Genomic DNA, 15,967 nt, shown 5'->3' on the forward strand with positions numbered 1-15,967 from the left:
CGTCGTGGCGAAACTGGTACGCGATGCCCGCCGGGCGAAGAAATCCCAGATCACACATGCGCTGGAGGCTGCGGGCGGGAGCGATCGGCAAGCGGAAGGCCGAGACGATGATCATCGCGAGGTACCGGCGGCCGAGCGCGGAGGCAACCGTCTCGCCGACAACGACGCAATACGCCACGGCGAGCCCGATGCCCCACACCGGTCCCCACGATACGCTGAAGCCCCAGGCGAGCAGCGGGAAACCGCCGCGGCGGACAGCCGTGCGACCTGACGTTCCCTGCGCAGCACGCCCAGTGGGCCGACGACCTCCGGCCGGGTGCTGGCGGCGAGTGTCTGGCCGAATCCGACGGACAGCCCGATGGCGAGCCACGCGGTGGCGAAAGCGACCAAGGCCGCCGCCCACGCGCCCAGCACCAGCCATGCCGCCGCCCCGATGGCCAGCGCGGCACCGTTCTGGCGGAGGAAGAACCGTGGGTCGCTCAACCGGGTCCAGTCCGGCGTGGCCGCCGCAACCCACGGCTTGAGGCTGGTGCGGACGAGCATGACGATCCAGATGAGGCCGCCCACCAGCAGCAGAACGCGCGCGAACCAGCCGTACGGCCAGAAGAAGCCGAAGCCCCAGATGAACCCGGGCGCGGACAGCGCGGCACACAGGACGAGGTCGACGATGCGCGGGGCTCGCCGCCCGGCGATCGGCCACAGCCGGTGCAGCACGATGTCTCGTGCGGGCAGGACCCGGCCGTCCAGGACGCCGTGCGTCTTCTCATTCTCCTTCAGATATGTGGCGTAACGGGACAGCCACCAAAGATCAAGGACGTCGAGCAGCCGCCTGGGGAGCGCGCCTCTCGTGGTGCTCACCGCGGCGACGAAGTGTGCGACGAGCGATCGGAAGTCGGCCGCCTCCGCCTCGGTGACGAGGTTCGTACGCGTTTTCGGATCTGTGTCCAACCGGCTGCGGGCCAGTGCGGCAACCAGGCTGAGCTGCCACGGGCTTGCGAGCACCTGATGCTGTAGGGAATCGGCCATGCGCCGGGCAGCGGAGAGACCGTCCGCGCGGACGATGGACCGCGACAGGAAGGTGATCGCGTCCTCACGGCCTACCGGAAGGATGGTATAGACGTCCATCGCATGGTGACCGCGGGTCTCCTCGGGAAGGGAGTTCCACACCCCGCGGCGGCTGGTCAGGAGGCACGGACCGCGCTCGCCCCGGGTGCGCCAATCCGCGAGACGTCGAAGGAACCACTCGGCCGGCACCACCTCTCGGTCGTCGGCGACCAGTTCGTCGACACCATCGAACAGCGGCAGCACGGCGCCGCTTTCGACAAGCTCTCCCGCCGTACGGCCGTCCACCTTGAACTCGTCGGCGATGAACCGGGCCAGCCAGGAGCCGATGTCCTCTCCGTCGGTCCAGCGGCTGAGCGGCACCACCAGCGGGATCAGCGAATCGTGCTCGCGCGCGATATCGAGTCCGATCTGGAGGGTGCTGTAGGACTTGCCCCGGCCCGGATCGGCCAGGATGACCACCCGGGCGCTCCTGCCCACCATCGCTTCGACCAGAGCCTCTCGGACTACCCGCGCACCGCCCCCGTCCTCTCGGTAGAGCAGCGTGATGTCCTCGGCGGCGTGCCGCATGTGCTCAAGGCGGCTCTGCAGGTCACGGCCGACCGCTTGGCGGAGGCGAACGGTCAGCTCCGCGACGCCCTCGCGATGCCGTGACCAGCGCACCAGGAACTGGATCAGAACGATGATCACACTGAGCAGGGCGAGCAGCGTGCCGAGGTAGCCGGCTCTGTTCGGCAGCGACTCCTCGACGCGGTAGGCGTTGAGGAAGGGGATCGCGAGCGCACCGAGGGTGACTGCCGCCGCGGCGGCCAGCAGGCCCACAATCCAGCGCCGCAGCCGGCGCGCGACTCGGGAGGCCATTACTCAGAACCGGGCGAGCTGTCGACTGGCACGCATGCCCCAGATGGTACGAGACCCTGACCAGGACGAAGCGCCCACGAACCCGGCACGCCGACGTCGAGATGCTCGGCGAAGGCGGAGGGGCGGATCGCCGGCTGACAACGCCACCGGGATTCAGCGGATGACGTGAGGCGGCTCAGTCGAAGTCGATCCGCATGAGTCTGCTGGTGGCCCAGTCGGCCAGCCGGGTCGGCCGAATGGTGCCGGGGTCGTGGGGCTGGTTGAGGTCGTCGACGATGGCCGCGATCACCGCGGCCCGTTCCGCCGGATCGGTGACGGTGGTCGCGTGCGCCGGCAGGTCCGCTCTGATGCCGTTCTTGAGGTGGACGGTGAAAGCGGGGTTCGCCCGCAGGTTCGCGTACCAACCGGTCGGTCCTCCGCCTGCTCCGCTGCACAGGTATGTCGCGCCGTGCGCGCGGTAGAAGAAGATCTCGATGCGGCGGGGTCGTCCGGTACGCCGGCCGATGGTGGTGATGTCCACGATGCGGTCGCGGGTTCCGGCCGCGGGCGTGATCTCGATGGCGCGCCTGATCTCGTGCGGCAGGTGTGCCAGCGGGTCGGGCGTGCGGCGCCGGTCCGTGGGATTCATGCGGCTTCCTTCTGCAGTGCGGGGCCGAGGAGCAGGCCGCCGTCGATGACGTACTCGGCGCCGGTGATGAAGGCCGCGTGCGGCGAGGTGAGGAACAACAGCAGCGCGGTGACGTCGGCGGGCTGCCCGAGTCGTGGGACGGCGAACGGTTCCGGCGAGTAGAAGTCGGCGATCGGAGCGTCGCTGCCGGCCGCCGGCTCGGTGATGAACGGGGTGGCTATGACGCCGGGATGGATCGCGTTGACGCGGATGTTGTCGCGGCCCAACTCGAGGGCGGCGGTGCGCGTGAGCCCGCGAATCGCCCACTTGCTGGCGACGTAGGGCGCGTAGCGGGCGGTCCCGCCGATGCCCATGGTGGAGCCGATGTTGACGATCACTCCGCCTCCCGCGCGCCGCAGCGCCGGGGCGGCGGCCTTGATCCCGAGGAACGTGCCGGTCAGATTGACGTCGAGGATGCGGGCCCAGGTAGCCCGGTCGGTGGACTCGATGAGGGCCGGCGGGTTCTGCACCCCGGCGTTGTTGACCAGGATCGTGAGCGCACCGAAGGCCCTCTCGGTCTCCGCTACGGCGGCGTCCCACGACTCCTCCCGGGACACGTCGAGGTGGACGAAACGCGCCCCGTCTCCCAGCTCGGCGGCGAGGGCGGCGCCACGCTCGGCGTCGAGGCCACCGATGACGACGTTGGCACCCTCGGCATGCAGGGCGCGAACGTGGCTGGCGCCCTGCCCGCCGGTGCCGCCGGTCACGAGAACGGTCTGATCGGCGAAGCGAGACATCAAGAATCCTCCTGGGTAGGGACGAGGGACGAGTGGTGAGTCGAACGACTCACCACGCCGACGCTACGCCCCCGTCGAGTGGTGAGTCAACCCACTCACCTCGCTATGATGGGCGCATGACCCCAGCGCCGTCGGCCTATCACCAGCGCGTGGCGGAGGAGAAGCGCGCGCTCATCGTGCGGGCCGCCACCGAGCTTTTCCTCGAGTTCGGCTACGACCGCGTGTCACTGGCGCGCGTCGCCGACAGCGCCGGCGTGTCCAAGGCCACGCTGTTCAAGCAGTTTCCGACGAAGGCGGCGTTGTTCGACGCCATCGTCATCGACTCGTGGGCCGAGAACGACGTCGCCGACGTGCCGCCCGCCGGTGACCTGACGGCCGGCCTGACGATTCTGGGACGGCGTTACGCGACGCTGTTGAGCCAGCCGGGGATGGCCGATCTGTTTCGCATCGTCATCGCCGAACTGCCACGCTTTCCCGAACTGGCCAAAGCGCATTTCTCGCAGGGCAAACTGCCGTACTTCGAGTCCGTTCAGACCTACCTCACGGCCGAGCACGAGGCGGGGGCCGCGGACATCGCCGACCCGAAGATGGCCGCCACGCAGTTTCTCGGCATGATCTCCAACTACCTGTTCTGGCCGAGCCTGGTGCTCCCGGGCTGGACGGTGACGCCTGCCCGCACGACCGCGGTGGTGGAGGAGGCCGTCCGTACCATGGTCGCGCGGTATGGCACCGGACCCGCTGTGGAGAATGCGCGGGGCCGCTGAACCTCCCGGCAACGGAATCGGCCTTTCCGGGCGGCAGGCGACCGTCCGCTTTGTTCGCCGATTGGTTGTTCGTGTGGTCGCCGTCGACGCCGAACAAACCGATCCTGGTAGGCAGGGTGACAGCCGCCGGTAGCGACCGGCGAGCCCGCCCGGAATCTCGATGTGCCGAAGTCTCATCGGTGGCTGTCGGCGACGAGCGGTACGGGCGGAAAACCATCACTACCGCACGGGGAAGGTAGCTCGATGCGTATCCCAAGAATCATGGCCGCCGTGGCCGCGACCGCGACGTTAGGTCTCGTCGTCGCGTCCGGCACCGCCAACGCGGCCGAGTCGGCCACCGTCGATCCGCCCCAGGTCCTCCAGACCGTGGAGGGCATCGACGTGTCGCACCACCAAGGGGTGATCGTCTGGGCGACCGTCGCGCTCAGCAAGCGGTTCGCCTACATCAAGGCCACCGAGGGAAACAATTTCCAGGATCCCATGTTCGACCTCAACTACACCCAGGCTGCGCTCGTCGGGATGATCCGCGGTGCGTACCACTTCGCCCGGCCGTCCATGACGGACGGGGCGGCTCAGGCCGACTACTTCATCGACAACGGCGGCGGCTGGACTCCGGACGGCCGTACCCTGCCCGGTGCCCTTGACCTGGAGGGCAACTGCTCCGGGAAGACGCACGCGCAGATGGTGCAGTGGATCCGCCAGTTCACCGACCGGTACCAGGCACGCACCGGCCGGGAGGCCGTGATCTACACGAACCGGGACTGGTGGAACCAGTGCACGGGCGGGAGCTCCGCGTTCGCCGCGTCCAACCCGCTCTGGCACGCCGAGCCCGACTCCAGCCCCCAGGTCCCGGACGGCTGGAGCAGGTACACCTTCTGGCAGTACGACTGGGAGGGTTCCGTACTGGGCATCGTCGGAGACGTCGACCTGGACCGCTTCAACGGCAGCCAGCAACAGTTGAACACCTTCGTGAACGTCGCCTGACCGGCAACGAATCACACCGATCGGGGGTGTGCCGCCCGGGCGGCACACCCCCGCAGCAGTGCCGGCCGTCGACGCGTCAGAATCGGAACCGCAGGATGCGGCTGGACCGTTTGAAGGCCGGCACCAGATTCATGAGGCGATACACGCGCCGTATCGTCGCGGGCGCCTTGGCCATCAACTCCGGCGAGTCATTCATCGGCGCCTCGTCGACGTACTCCAGGCGGGGGTGCCAATCGGCGAGCGCGGCCGGATCGTCGAAGCCGCAATGGAACTGGGCGTTGTACTTTCGCCCTAGAGGGTCCCATCTCGCGGCCCGCCACGCCGCAACGGAAACCGTGTCGAACTCGAGCTGTCCGGCGGGAAAGGCGTCCACGATGCTGGTCAGCAGCAGCCGCGCGCCAGCCTCCGTCAGGTAGGGGATCAGTCCCTCGGCGATGACCAGCACCGGCACATCGTGGCGAACACGCGTCAGCCACCCGAGGTCGGTGACGTCGGAGCCGATCGGGGTGCAATGCTGACGTGCCGGCAGGAATTGCCGCCGGAGGTCCATGACGCCGGGATAGTCGAGGTCATACCACTCCACGGTGGCGGCCGGATCGATCCGGTACACCCGTGCGTCCAGGCCGCAACCGAGGTTCAACACGACCGCCTCGGGGTGATCGGCCAGGAAGCTCCGGGCCCAGTCGTCGAGAACCTTGGCCCGCACCACGGCGGCCAGACCGAGTTGGCTGGCGCCGAATCTCCCGCTGTCGTAGGCCGGGTCGAGGCGGCGCATAACCCGCTCGGCGTAGGCGTCGCCGAGAATCGGGACCGGCAGCCGGTTGTCCAGAGCCTTCGCCTTGAGAACGGGACTGAGAGTCTTCTGGACTCCGACGAGTTTCACGCCGGAACGGTACCCCTCGCGTCGCATGCCCGTCTATGTCGAGCGTGGGAGACGCCTCCGGATCAGGAACCGGATGGTCCGTATCGCCGATACGGTGATTGCCGTAGCAACGATTGATACCGAGACATCGACGGCGCGCTGGCGGCTTCCGGCAGGTAAGCGACGGCCGCGCAAATGAGCATGGGTACGAGTTGGTCCCATAGGCTTTCCGGTCCGCGCCCTTTCTGGCGTAGGACAGGTCCGTGTCGCACAGGCCGGCCCCCCGCGGGTCACAGCCGGAGAACGACACCCCGCGCAGGCCGGCGCCGCGGACGTCACAGGACTTGACGCGATAGCGGTCCAGCGTCCGACGGCGCAGGTCCTGGCCCGCCCAGGACCGGCGGTTCGCGGAGTTCACGGCCGTACCGTAGGGCGCCGGTCCGGCGGGGTGGAAGGGAATTGTCGCCGCACACGGGTCCGTGCTCGACGATTCCGCGGAAGCCGTGGCCACATGCCGCGATCCGCCGACACGCCGCTCCACAACAGATCGGATGCCGTCTCGCCATCATGAGTTCTGGGTGGGCCCGTAGGTGAGGGCGCCGCAGTACTCCAGTGATGACTCATGCGGTGCGGCGATCAGATTCGGTGGGAAGACGCAGATCGCGGCGTCGGCGCGAAGGGCCGGGTCGAGATCGGCGACCCATTGTTCGGCCCAGGACGCCTCCCGGAGCAAGTGCCGAACGGGTACGACCGATGCCGCGTGCACCGCCTCGATGGCGGCGGGTTCGTACCCGTCGAGGGCGATCTCCCGCATGAATGGCGATGAGACCGCGTCGCCATCGGTGGTGTAGGCCGGCTCCACGAAGGCCCACAACTCCTCCTCCGACGCGAACCGGCCGGTGGCGACGAAGACGTGCACGACGGCCATGTCCCGATCCTAGGAATCGTGGACCCGCCATGCAGCGAGGGCGTCCGGATCCGCCGCGTGTCTATCCGGCGAGCACCGCGACGAGTCTGGCCGGCGGGACATCGTGCCATGCTCCCCCCGCAGAGGGCAGACGTCGAAGATGGGGGCGCGCGATGGCGATCAGCACCGGTACGGTCGACGCGGGTGGGGTGACGATCGCCTTCCGGACGGCGGGTGACGCCGGTGCGCCACCGGTGGTGCTGCTGCACGGGGGCGGCAGTCGCGCGGCCACCTGGGACGCGTTCGCCATGTCGCTCGCGGCGGCGGGGCAGCGTGCGATCGCGCTGGATCTGCGCGGGCACGGCGGCAGCGCGCGCACCCGGGACTATCCGCTGGCCGCGTTCCGGGACGACGTGCTCGCCGCCATGGACGCGCTGGGCCTCGGGCGGGTGTCGCTGGTCGGGCACTCCCTGGGCGGCCACACCGCGACGCTCGTGGCGCAGGCGGCACCGGACCGTGTCGGCCGGCTCGTGCTGGAGGATCCGCCCGCGCCGTCCGGCACCGCGGGCGTGCGCAGCCTGCCCGCCCGGCAACTGCTGCTGCCCTGGGTCGGCATGCTGGTGCGGCGCGGTGGCTTCGACGGGCGCGCGCTCGCCGCCGCGGTCCGGCAGTTGCGCGCGCCGGATCCGGGCTGGTGGGACCGCGTCCCGCTGATCACCGCGCCGACGCTGGTGATCGGCGGTGGGCCGCGCAGCCACGTCTCCGCCGAGCGACTGGCGGCGCTGGCCCGTGCGCTCCCGGACGGCCGCCTGCTCACCATCCCGGCCGGACATCGCGTGCACAGCACCGCGCCGGCCGCGTTCCAAGACGCGGTGCTGCCGTTCCTCACCACGCGACCGTGACCCCGCGCGGCGGTGACCCCGCGCGGCGGTGACCCCGCGCGGCGGTGACCCCGCGCGGCGGTGACCCCGCGCGGCGGTGATCCGCGGGGCCGTGATCCGCGGAACCGTGAGCCGCGGGGTCGTGAGCAGCGCGACCGTGAACCAGGCGGCCGTGAGCCGCGGGACCGTGAACCGGGCGTCACGTCGGCGCCCGGATCACGGCGTGGCCGGCGTCAGGCGGCGGGGCCCACCGGGGCGTCGCCGCGGAGGGTGATGCGGTGCATGACGCGGCGGGTGCCGCCGTAGTCGCGGTTGGCGTAGTGGGACGTGCTGCGGTTGTCCCACATGGCCACGTCGCCGGGCTGCCAGCGGTGCCGGACGATGTGTTCCGGCTTGGTCAGGTGGGCGTAGAGAAGGTCCAGGATCGCGCGTGACTCCGCGTCGGACACGCCCACGATGTGCGACGTGAAGCCGGGGTTGACGAAGATCCCCTTGCGGCCGGTCTCCGGGTGCACGCGCACCACCGGGTGCTCCACCGGGTCGAGCCGGGTGACGATCTCGCCGTCCCACTCGTTGCCGCGGCCGTTGCGGCGCTGCGCCAGGTAGTACCCGAACTCCCGGTTGCCGTCGTGCACGGCGGTCAGCCCGTCCACCAGCCGCTGTACGCCCGGGTGCAGCGACTCGTACGCGAGCTGCGAGTCGGCCCAGCTGGTGTCGCCGCCGCTGGGCGGGAGCGTGACCGCGCGCAGGATCGAGCCCATCGGGGGCCGGCGCACGAACGTGACGTCCGTGTGCCAGACGTCCGCGAAGCCGTTGTCCGCGCTGTCGATCGCGTAGATCTCCTGGTGCCGCTCGCTGAGCGGGCCGATCACCGGGTGCGAGGCGGTCAGTTCGCCGAGCCGGTTGCCGAGGCGCACCTGCCCGTCCACGTCCAGGCTCTGGTTGCGGAAGAACAGCACCTTGCGGTCGACCAGCGCGGCACGGACCGCCACGATCTCCTCGTCGCTGGCCCGGGCCAGGTCGAGTCCGAGCACGTCCGCGCCGAAGCGCGGGCCGAGCGGGTCGAGCCGGAGCTCCACTGTGGTCGCGGTCATGACACAACCCCTTCGCGGGTACGGCGTGAGGACTGCTTCCTCACGACTGAGTGTGGTTTCCGGCGGCGGTCCGGACGGCGTGGCCGATCTCGGCGCGCAGCGCGGCGAACTCCGGCGAGCCGCGCAACTCGTCCGGCTCCGCGCCGGTGCGGGGGAGCGGGATCGGCAGGTCCAGCGCGACCCGGCCGGGCCGGCTGGAGAGCACCACCACGCGGGTGCCGAGGAACACCGCCTCGTCCACGCTGTGCGTGACGAAGACGCTGGTCCGGTCGACGCGGCGGAGGTCCTCCTGGAGGCGTTCCCGGGTGAGCGCGTCCAGCGCGGCGAACGGCTCGTCGAGCAGCAGCAGCGGGTTGTCCACCGCCATCGCGCGGGCGATCGCGACGCGCTGCTGCTGGCCGCCGGAGATCTGCCAGACCCGGCGGCGGGCCACGTCGTGCAGGCCGACGCGGGCCAGCAGCTCCGGGATGCGGCGTGCCCGCTCCTCGCGCGGCACCCCGGCGTAGCGCAGTGCCAGGTCCACGTTGCCGCCGACGGTACGCCACGGGAAGAGCCGCGGCTGCTGGAAGACCAGCCCGGCGCCACGGCCGGGACGAGGGGGCTCGCCCGCGGTGCGTACCGTGCCGGTGGTGGGTTCCTCGAAGCCCGCGATCAGGCGCAGCAGCGTGCTCTTGCCGCACCCGGACGCACCGACCAGCACCAGGAACTCGCCCGGCGGCACGCGCAGGCTGACCGGGCCGACCGCGGTGACCGCGGCGGCGCCGTGCCCGTACACATGGGTCACGTCGTCGATGTCGACGGCCGCGGTCGTCGTGTTGATGGCGTCCGTCATGTCCATCTACCCGTACATGTTGACGTATTGACTCGATCAGGCGAGGACACCGGGCAGCCCCTTCACGTAGATGGACCTCTGCACGGTGGCCAGGTCCGGGACCGCGTCGATCTTCTTCTGGTCGTGGAGGAACTGCGCGGCCGCGACCAGGTTGTCCGCGAGCTTGCCGGGCGCGCCCTCGGTGCCGAGCCACTCCGGCGTGGCGAGGTCGGCCGGCTTCAGGAACACGCCCTGGCTGAGCTGGTGCCGCGTGTCCTCCGGGCTGATGTTGAGTTCCGCGCCGACCGCCTGCGCCGCCGCGCCCGGATCGCTCGCGATCAGATCCAGCGCCTGCGCCTCCGCCTTGCGCCAGGCGTCCACCGCCTCCGGGTGCGCCTCGATGAACGCGGTGGAGACCACGCCCAGGTCGAGCGTGGGCTTGCCGGCCGTGGCCAGCTCACGGCTGGTGATCAGGACCGTGCCGTCCTTCTTGAGCGCGTCCAGCGTGGGCAGCCAGGTGTAGGCCGCGTCCAGGTCGCCGCGCGTCCACGCGGCCTGGATGTCCTGCGGCTCCAGGTCCACGATGGTCAGGTCGGACTCCTTCAGCCCGGCCTGGTGCAGCGCCGCGAGCAGGCTGTAGTGCGAGGTGGACGCGAACGAGGTGGCGACCTTCTTGCCCCGCAGCCCGGCCACGTCCGTGATGCCGCTGTCGTTGCGCGCGACCAGCGCCTCGTTGTCCCCGGCCACGTCCAGCACGAACGCCACCTGGTACGGGATGTTGAGCGGCGCGGAGAGGCCGCGCGCGACCGGGCTGGAGCCGATCGCGGCGATGTCCACGCTGCCGGCCACGAACGCGGTGTTGATGCTGGCGCCGGAGTCGAACTTGGTCCAGGTGATCTCGTAGTCGGGCAGTGCCTTCTCCAGCAGCCCCTGGTTCTTGACGATCAGGTCGCCACTGGGGAACGCCTGGTAGGCGATCCGGATGCTCCGGTCCGCCGCGTCGCCACCGCCGCCCCGGCCCTGGCTCGCGGCGCCGTCGCCGCACGCGCCGGCCGACAGCAGGACGACGGCCGCGGCGGCTATGGAACGCTTCAAGCTGTGCATGTTCGTACCTTCCGATGGGTTTTCAGGCGTGGCCGAGCCACGGGATGAGCCGGCGCTCGGCCTGCCGCAGCAGCGCGTCGATGAGCAGGCCGGAGAGGCCGATCGCGAAGAGGCCGAGCACGACCACGTCGGTCTGGGAGTAGCGCTGGGCGTCGCGGACCATGCCGCCGATGCCGGGCACGCCGTTGATCGTCTCGGCCGCGACCACGGACGAGTACGCGATGCCGACCGCCAGCCGGATGCCGGTCACGATCTCCGGCAGCGCGTGCGGGAGCACCACGTCCGTCACCACCTGGAGGCGCCCGGCGCCGAGCGCGCGGGCCGCCTCGACCAGGCCGGTCGGCGCCGCGTGCACGGCAGCGGCGGTGGCCACCGCGACCGGCGGCAGCGCCGCGATCGACAGCAGCCACAGCTTCGGCGTCTCGTCGATGCCGAACCAGATGATGAACAGGCTGAAGTACGCCAGGGGCGGCAGCGCCCGCACGAACGTGACCACCGGTTCGGTGACCACGCGCACCCAGCCGACCGTGCCCATCACCACGCCGAGCACCAGGCCGGCCGCGACGCCGATCACGGAGCCGATCAGGATGCGGCGCAGGCTCACGCCGAGGTGCTCGATCAGCAGGTGGCCGCTGTAGCCGTCGGTCGAGGTGACGATCAATTGGTGCCAGACCGCCGCGGGCGACGGGATGAACGTCGGATTCCGCATGAACCAGGCGGTGAACTCCCAGAGGGCGAACAGGACGGCGACGGCCAGCAGCCGCAGCGCTATGTGCCGGCGGCGGGCCGGTCTCGTGGTCACGGGCGCGCCGGCGGACGGCGGCGCCGTGGTCTCCAGTACGGCGGTCACCCTGATATTCCTATCGGATTAATCGGGATTAGGCAACGGGCAGGTGTGCGGCACCCTCCCTCGGGGTATCTGTCCGGCGCCGGCTGACCAGGAGGAACACGTGCCCACGGAACTGAACGTCCCCGCCGCCTGCGCGGTCGTGGTCAACCCCGTCAAGGTCCCCGACCTCGACGCGTTCCGGGAGACCGTCACGCAGACGCTCACCCGCGCCGGCTGGCCCGCGCCGGTGTGGCACGAGACCACGCCCGAGGACCCCGGCCGCGGACAGGCCGCCCGGGCGATCGAGGACGGCGCGGAGGTCGTGTTCGCGGCCGGCGGCGACGGCACCGTGATGGCCTGCATCACCGCGCTCGCCGGCACCGACGTGGCACTCGCCATCCTGCCGGCCGGCACCGGCAACCTGCTCGCGGCCAACCTCGGCCTCTCCACCGACCTGACCGCCGGGCTCGGCGTCGCCATCGAGGGCGGGCTGCGGCGGCTCGACGTCGGCCGCACCGAGGACTCCTGCTTCGCGGTCATGGCCGGCCTCGGCTTCGACGCGAAGATGCTCGACTCCACGTCCGAGACCACGAAGGCCAGGATCGGCTGGCCCGCCTACATCATCGGCGCGGTCAAGCACCTCGGTGACCGGCCGATGCGCGTCACGATCAGCATCGACGGGGGTACGCCGTTCCACCGTCGCGCCAAGACGGTGCTGATCGCCAACGTGGGCCGGCTCCAGGGCGGCGTCCGGCTGCTGGAGGCCGCCGACCCGGCGGACGGCAAACTCGACGTGGCCGTGCTGTCGCCGCGCACACTGGCCCAGTGGGCCGCGATGGCGTGGGCGGTCATGCGGCGGCGGGACCGCGTACCGGCGCTGGAGGTCTTCCGCGGCACCCGCGTCTCCGTCACCGCCCGCCACACCGAGCCCCGCCAGCTCGACGGCGACCTGATCGCCCCGGGGCGGGGCCTCGACGTGGAGGTGCTCCCCAAGGCACTGTGGCTGTGCGTCCCCCAGCCCGCCGACCACCCCGACCTCACCAACGACGCCGACGCGGCGGCGGAGCGCGCCAAGCGCCTGGTCAAGAAGGCGTAACCGATCCAGCCACGCCCGCGCGGGCCCGGCGGGGCTTGTTCCGTTCGTGCCGGGCCGCTCCGACCCGGCACGGCCCGCTCGGCGATCCGGTCGCGGCGTTCCGATCCAGCCGCGTCCACCGCTCGCCCGCCGAGACCGCCCGCGCGATCACTGCCGTCCGCCGGCGCCCGGCCCGCGCGGTCGCTGCCGTCCGCCGGCGGCCGGCCCGCGCGGTCGCTGCCGTCCGCCGGCGGCCGGCCCGCGCCGGGAGTGCGGTCGCGGCCTGGCCCGCGGTCACGAGCCGGTGGACCAGAGCCAGTCGCGGTGGGAGTGGGTGAGGGCCAGGCCGGCGCGGTGCAGGGTGCCGTGCGCGGCGGTGCCGGTGGTGTGGGCGAGCAGCCAGGCAGCGCCGGCGTCGCGGGCGGCTTCGGCGCGGGTCGCGATCAGGGCGGTGTGCGCGCCGCGGTGGCGGTGGCCGCGGCGGGTGGCGGCGCCGGCCAGCAGCGCGGCGTCGCCGTGCAGGAAGACCCAGCCGGCGGCGATCATCAGGGGGCCGTCCCAGACCGCATGGACGCGGATGTCCGGCCGGGTGAAGGCGGCGGCATACATCTCCAGCAGATCGGCCTCGATCATCCCGAGTGAGTGCAGCAGCAGCGCGGCCGCGTCCAGATGCTGATCCTCCGGAACCGGCCCGATCGTCAGTTCCCCACCACGCACGGCCCTGCCGATCGCGACGACGGCGGTGGCGGTGGCGGCTTCGCGATGATTCGCCGGGGCGCCGCCCGCCGCCGGCTTCTCCCGCCGGCTCGCGGCGGGTCCGCCGGAACCAGTGGACCCGGCGGAGTCGCCAGAACCGCCGAAGGCGGCAGAACCGGCGCGGTCCCCCGAACCGCGGAAGCCGGCGGAGCCGCCGGGATCGCCGACGCCGGCGCCGGCGGCACGCGCGGCTCGGGACCACGGGCCGGTGCGCGATGCGTGCCGGCGGAAGGACGCGGACAGGGGTGGAACGTCGGCAGGGTGGCCGGCGAAGCGGTAGCGGCGGGGGCCGGGACTCAGGACATGCGCGGCGGCGAGCGCCGGCCAGGTCGCCGGGAGCGCGACCGGCGCGATCTGGAGCGTGGCCGAAACGTTCCCCCCGCGCCCGGAACCAGTCGGTGATCTCGGACAGCGCGGCCCCGGTCACCGGCCGGTCCAGGCCGAGGCCGACCGCGCGCCGCCAGTGGCCGTCCGTCGGGTCATGACGCATCGCGACGGTGGCGGCCACGGGGAGGCGGCCGGTCGTCATGCCGAGGGCGGTGCGGACGTGGGCGGGTGCGGTCTCGTTGAGGCGGAGCAGATGTTCGGCGTGGGTGCGCTCGGCGAGCACCACGAGATCCACGATGGAAGACACGGGACGTCACTGAACACGCGGGGGGTTGACGCGCGGGTGATGGGAATCGACCGGCCTCGGATCCGCGGCCGCGGGAGCGGCGGGAGGTGACCAGGCCGGGAGGGGGACATCGGGGTTGATCGGCCGAGGTCATCGATGGTGCGACGCCGGTGGAATCGGCCGGAGCGACCCTCGCGTTCCGGCTCCGGGGCTTGGTAACATGCCGCGGTTCAAGCCCGTCCCACCGGCGTCTCGTCGGCACGAAGCCGCGCGTATGAAGCCCACACGTACGGAGTCAATCGTGGCTGACAATCGGATGAAGGATCGTGTCAAGGTGATGTTCAACGGCAACGCCATGCCGGACAGCACGACCTCGGAGCACCCCGAGGTCATGCCGGCTCTGGCAGCACAGGCCCTCGGCGGTCCGGCCGGTGGTCCCCCCATGCCCGGCCAGGCGCTCCAGGTCCTGACCATGGCCCAGCGCACCGCCGAGGCGCACATCACGGGCGCCCAGGCCCAGGCGGAGAAGATCCGCGCGGAGGCGGCCGCGGCGGCCCAGCAGATCGCGGAGGCGGCGGAGCGGCACGCGGAGCAGGTGCGCCGTGAGGCCGAGAAGGCGGTCGCGGAGGCGCGGGCCGCGGCCGAGCGTCTCACCCGCGAGTCGCAGACCCGCGTCGACGACGCGCACCGGATGGCCGAGAAGATCGTCGCGGACGCCCGCGCGCAGGCCAAGACGATCGAGCAGCACGCGGAGCAGAACGCGGAGCACACGCGTCAGCAGGCGCAGCGCCGGTTCGACGACGTGGTCGGCAGCCTCGGCGCGAAGCGGGAGTCGCTGCAGGACCAGATCGAGGCGCTGGAGCAGTTCGATCGGGAGTACCGGTCGCGGCTGACCTCGTTCATGCAGGGTCAGCTCCGCGCGCTCTGGGTCGACCAGCCGCAGGTCGTCGGCGAGCTCGCGGACGAGGCGGACTACGACGAGGAGGCGGACGTGGCGCCGGCCGCGATTCCCGCGCAGGCGCAGCGCGCGGTCCAGGCCGCCCAGGCGCAGGCCGCGGCGCAGGCCCACGCCGCCGCCCAGGCCCAGCAGAACCCGCCGGCCCAGCAGGCCCAGGCCCAGCAGGCCCAGGCCCAGCAGGCGCAGGCGCAGCGGCACGCCGCGCCGGACGACGAGGACGACGAGGTCGTCGACGACGAGAAGTGACTATCAGTAATGAGCCCGGGACGCCACGAATAGCGTCCCGGGCTTTTCTGCTTTATATGCGACACGGATCGAACCCTCGGCGCCTATCACTCGTCAACAGGTCGTCAACCCCGCGCGGGCCTAATTGCAGAAAGCCCGGCACTTTCGTACGAGGAGGAATCGACCGTGCAGCGAATATCGCTCACCCCCCGACCCGCCCCCGCACGGCACGTACCGCCGCCCTCCTCAGCCGGTCTCGGCTGGGCGCTGCGCACCGTGCTGCGGGACTACCTGGCCCGCGCGGACGCGGTTCTGGCCACCGCCCCGGGTGGGCAGCACGGCTACGAGATCCTGGCCGCCGTCTCCGCCGGTGACTACGGCACGCAGATCTCGCTGGCGAACCGGCTCGGCATCCACCGGACCGTGGTCACCGACCGCATCGACGACCTGGAGCGGGCCGGCATGCTGCAGCGGCACCTGTCCGCCGCCGACCGTCGCGTGCGCCGCCTGGTGATCACGGACGCGGGCCGGGCCGTGCTGACCGAGCTCTCCGCCGGGCTGGAGGCGGCCGAGGAGGAGACGCTCGCGTCGCTCGACGAGGACGACCGTGAACAGTTCCTGAACGCGCTGCATCTGCTGGCCCGCCGGCCGGTCGCGGCGGCCTGACGTAACGCACGTGTTTCACCGTCGGGTGGCAGCCCGGCGAAGTCGAATGGGGGGATCGATCTAGGGCGGACCGCCCTAGATCGCGCCCATGGTCCGTCTCGGCCATGAGGC

Annotated in this window: 16 protein-coding genes; 6 read left to right on the forward strand and 10 right to left on the reverse strand. The window is 71.5% G+C overall.

The genetic code is table 11. From position 1 onward, the window contains the following. Positions 1 to 111 precede the first annotated feature (111 nt). The 3 genes from J2S41_RS09650 to J2S41_RS09660 form a co-directional block, all read right to left on the reverse strand. Entirely contained in the window at positions 112 to 1,923 is a 1,812-nt protein-coding gene (locus tag J2S41_RS09650; protein ID WP_310365740.1) for an NACHT domain-containing protein, read from the reverse strand. A 175-nt stretch (positions 1,924 to 2,098) separates the two neighbouring features. Continuing rightward, on the reverse strand, positions 2,099 to 2,551 hold the full coding sequence (locus J2S41_RS09655) for a nitroreductase family deazaflavin-dependent oxidoreductase (RefSeq protein ID WP_310365744.1): 453 nt from the start codon (positions 2,549 to 2,551) through the stop codon (positions 2,099 to 2,101). After that, positions 2,548 to 3,327 carry an SDR family NAD(P)-dependent oxidoreductase gene (locus J2S41_RS09660; protein ID WP_310365747.1) on the reverse strand — a complete coding sequence of 260 codons (780 nt, stop codon included), beginning with the start codon at positions 3,325 to 3,327 and terminating at the stop codon, positions 2,548 to 2,550. The genes J2S41_RS09655 and J2S41_RS09660 overlap by 4 nt, the downstream gene beginning before the upstream one ends. A gap of 116 nt (positions 3,328 to 3,443) precedes the next feature. Here J2S41_RS09660 and J2S41_RS09665 point away from each other — a divergent pair, with 116 nt between their 5' ends. Together J2S41_RS09665 and J2S41_RS09670 are read left to right on the forward strand one after the other, a co-directional pair. After that, positions 3,444 to 4,091 carry a TetR/AcrR family transcriptional regulator gene (locus J2S41_RS09665; protein ID WP_310365751.1) on the forward strand — a complete coding sequence of 216 codons (648 nt, stop codon included), beginning with the start codon at positions 3,444 to 3,446 and terminating at the stop codon, positions 4,089 to 4,091. A 243-nt stretch (positions 4,092 to 4,334) separates the two neighbouring features. Beyond that, positions 4,335 to 5,075 (forward strand): GH25 family lysozyme, encoded by a 741-nt coding sequence (locus J2S41_RS09670; RefSeq protein ID WP_310365754.1) that lies wholly within the window; start codon positions 4,335 to 4,337, stop codon positions 5,073 to 5,075. Positions 5,076 to 5,151: 76 nt separating this feature from the next. Here J2S41_RS09670 and J2S41_RS09675 read toward each other — a convergent pair whose 3' ends face one another. Both J2S41_RS09675 and J2S41_RS09680 read right to left on the reverse strand, forming a co-directional pair. Next, positions 5,152 to 5,958 (reverse strand): class I SAM-dependent methyltransferase, encoded by an 807-nt coding sequence (locus tag J2S41_RS09675; RefSeq protein WP_310365757.1) that lies wholly within the window; start codon positions 5,956 to 5,958, stop codon positions 5,152 to 5,154. Between the two features lie 544 nt (positions 5,959 to 6,502). Beyond that, entirely contained in the window at positions 6,503 to 6,865 is a 363-nt protein-coding gene (locus J2S41_RS09680; RefSeq protein WP_310365759.1) for an immunity 22 family protein, read from the reverse strand. 152 nt (positions 6,866 to 7,017) lie between these two features. On the opposite strand from J2S41_RS09680, the gene J2S41_RS09685 reads away from it, so the two are divergent. Then, positions 7,018 to 7,746: an alpha/beta fold hydrolase gene (locus tag J2S41_RS09685; protein ID WP_310365763.1), complete on the forward strand. Its 729-nt coding sequence runs from the start codon at positions 7,018 to 7,020 to the stop codon at positions 7,744 to 7,746. Positions 7,747 to 7,958: 212 nt separating this feature from the next. Here the strand turns inward: J2S41_RS09685 and J2S41_RS09690 are convergent, their stop codons facing one another. The 4 genes from J2S41_RS09690 to J2S41_RS09705 are packed head-to-tail and all read right to left on the reverse strand — an operon-like array spanning position 7,959 to position 11,584. Next, a complete protein-coding gene (locus tag J2S41_RS09690) occupies positions 7,959 to 8,819 on the reverse strand; it encodes a TauD/TfdA dioxygenase family protein (protein WP_310365765.1) in 861 nt (286 codons plus the stop codon). A 40-nt stretch (positions 8,820 to 8,859) separates the two neighbouring features. Then, positions 8,860 to 9,657: an ABC transporter ATP-binding protein gene (locus J2S41_RS09695; protein ID WP_445343919.1), complete on the reverse strand. Its 798-nt coding sequence runs from the start codon at positions 9,655 to 9,657 to the stop codon at positions 8,860 to 8,862. A 30-nt stretch (positions 9,658 to 9,687) separates the two neighbouring features. Next, a complete protein-coding gene (locus J2S41_RS09700) occupies positions 9,688 to 10,734 on the reverse strand; it encodes a taurine ABC transporter substrate-binding protein (protein WP_310365770.1) in 1,047 nt (348 codons plus the stop codon). Positions 10,735 to 10,756: 22 nt separating this feature from the next. Beyond that, positions 10,757 to 11,584, reverse strand: a complete 828-nt coding sequence (locus tag J2S41_RS09705; RefSeq protein ID WP_310365773.1) for an ABC transporter permease — start codon at positions 11,582 to 11,584, stop codon at positions 10,757 to 10,759. Between the two features lie 100 nt (positions 11,585 to 11,684). On the opposite strand from J2S41_RS09705, the gene J2S41_RS09710 reads away from it, so the two are divergent. Beyond that, positions 11,685 to 12,659 (forward strand): diacylglycerol/lipid kinase family protein, encoded by a 975-nt coding sequence (locus tag J2S41_RS09710; RefSeq protein WP_310365776.1) that lies wholly within the window; start codon positions 11,685 to 11,687, stop codon positions 12,657 to 12,659. Positions 12,660 to 12,932: 273 nt separating this feature from the next. Here J2S41_RS09710 and J2S41_RS09715 read toward each other — a convergent pair whose 3' ends face one another. Then, the gene (locus J2S41_RS09715) at positions 12,933 to 13,355 is read right to left on the reverse strand and encodes a hypothetical protein (protein ID WP_310365778.1); all 423 of its coding nucleotides are present in this window, start codon (positions 13,353 to 13,355) and stop codon (positions 12,933 to 12,935) included. A 953-nt stretch (positions 13,356 to 14,308) separates the two neighbouring features. Between J2S41_RS09715 and J2S41_RS09720 the strand changes: the two genes are divergently transcribed. Both J2S41_RS09720 and J2S41_RS09725 read left to right on the forward strand, forming a co-directional pair. Next, positions 14,309 to 15,211 (forward strand): hypothetical protein, encoded by a 903-nt coding sequence (locus tag J2S41_RS09720; RefSeq protein ID WP_310365781.1) that lies wholly within the window; start codon positions 14,309 to 14,311, stop codon positions 15,209 to 15,211. A gap of 165 nt (positions 15,212 to 15,376) precedes the next feature. Next, entirely contained in the window at positions 15,377 to 15,856 is a 480-nt protein-coding gene (locus J2S41_RS09725; RefSeq protein ID WP_310365784.1) for a MarR family winged helix-turn-helix transcriptional regulator, read from the forward strand. The last annotated feature ends 111 nt before the right edge of the window (positions 15,857 to 15,967 follow it).

The sequence above is a fragment of the Catenuloplanes atrovinosus genome, assembly GCF_031458235.1.
Lineage (GTDB): Bacteria > Actinomycetota > Actinomycetes > Mycobacteriales > Micromonosporaceae > Catenuloplanes > Catenuloplanes atrovinosus.

Bases quoted from the DNA above. Each gene is read 5' to 3' on its own strand.
- J2S41_RS09700 (WP_310365770.1), bottom strand. From the start codon at position 10,734: ATGCACAGCTTGAAGCGTTCCATAGCCGCCGCGGCCGTCGTCCTGCTG.
- J2S41_RS09655 (WP_310365744.1), bottom strand. From the start codon at position 2,551: ATGAATCCCACGGACCGGCGCCGCACGCCCGACCCGCTGGCACACCTG.
- J2S41_RS09685 (WP_310365763.1), top strand. From the start codon at position 7,018: ATGGCGATCAGCACCGGTACGGTCGACGCGGGTGGGGTGACGATCGCC.
- J2S41_RS09650 (WP_310365740.1), bottom strand. From the start codon at position 1,923: ATGGCCTCCCGAGTCGCGCGCCGGCTGCGGCGCTGGATTGTGGGCCTG.
- J2S41_RS09680 (WP_310365759.1), bottom strand. From the start codon at position 6,865: ATGGCCGTCGTGCACGTCTTCGTCGCCACCGGCCGGTTCGCGTCGGAG.
- J2S41_RS09695 (WP_445343919.1), bottom strand. From the start codon at position 9,657: ATGGACATGACGGACGCCATCAACACGACGACCGCGGCCGTCGACATC.
- J2S41_RS09665 (WP_310365751.1), top strand. From the start codon at position 3,444: ATGACCCCAGCGCCGTCGGCCTATCACCAGCGCGTGGCGGAGGAGAAG.
- J2S41_RS09690 (WP_310365765.1), bottom strand. From the start codon at position 8,819: ATGACCGCGACCACAGTGGAGCTCCGGCTCGACCCGCTCGGCCCGCGC.
- J2S41_RS09660 (WP_310365747.1), bottom strand. From the start codon at position 3,327: ATGTCTCGCTTCGCCGATCAGACCGTTCTCGTGACCGGCGGCACCGGC.
- J2S41_RS09670 (WP_310365754.1), top strand. From the start codon at position 4,335: ATGCGTATCCCAAGAATCATGGCCGCCGTGGCCGCGACCGCGACGTTA.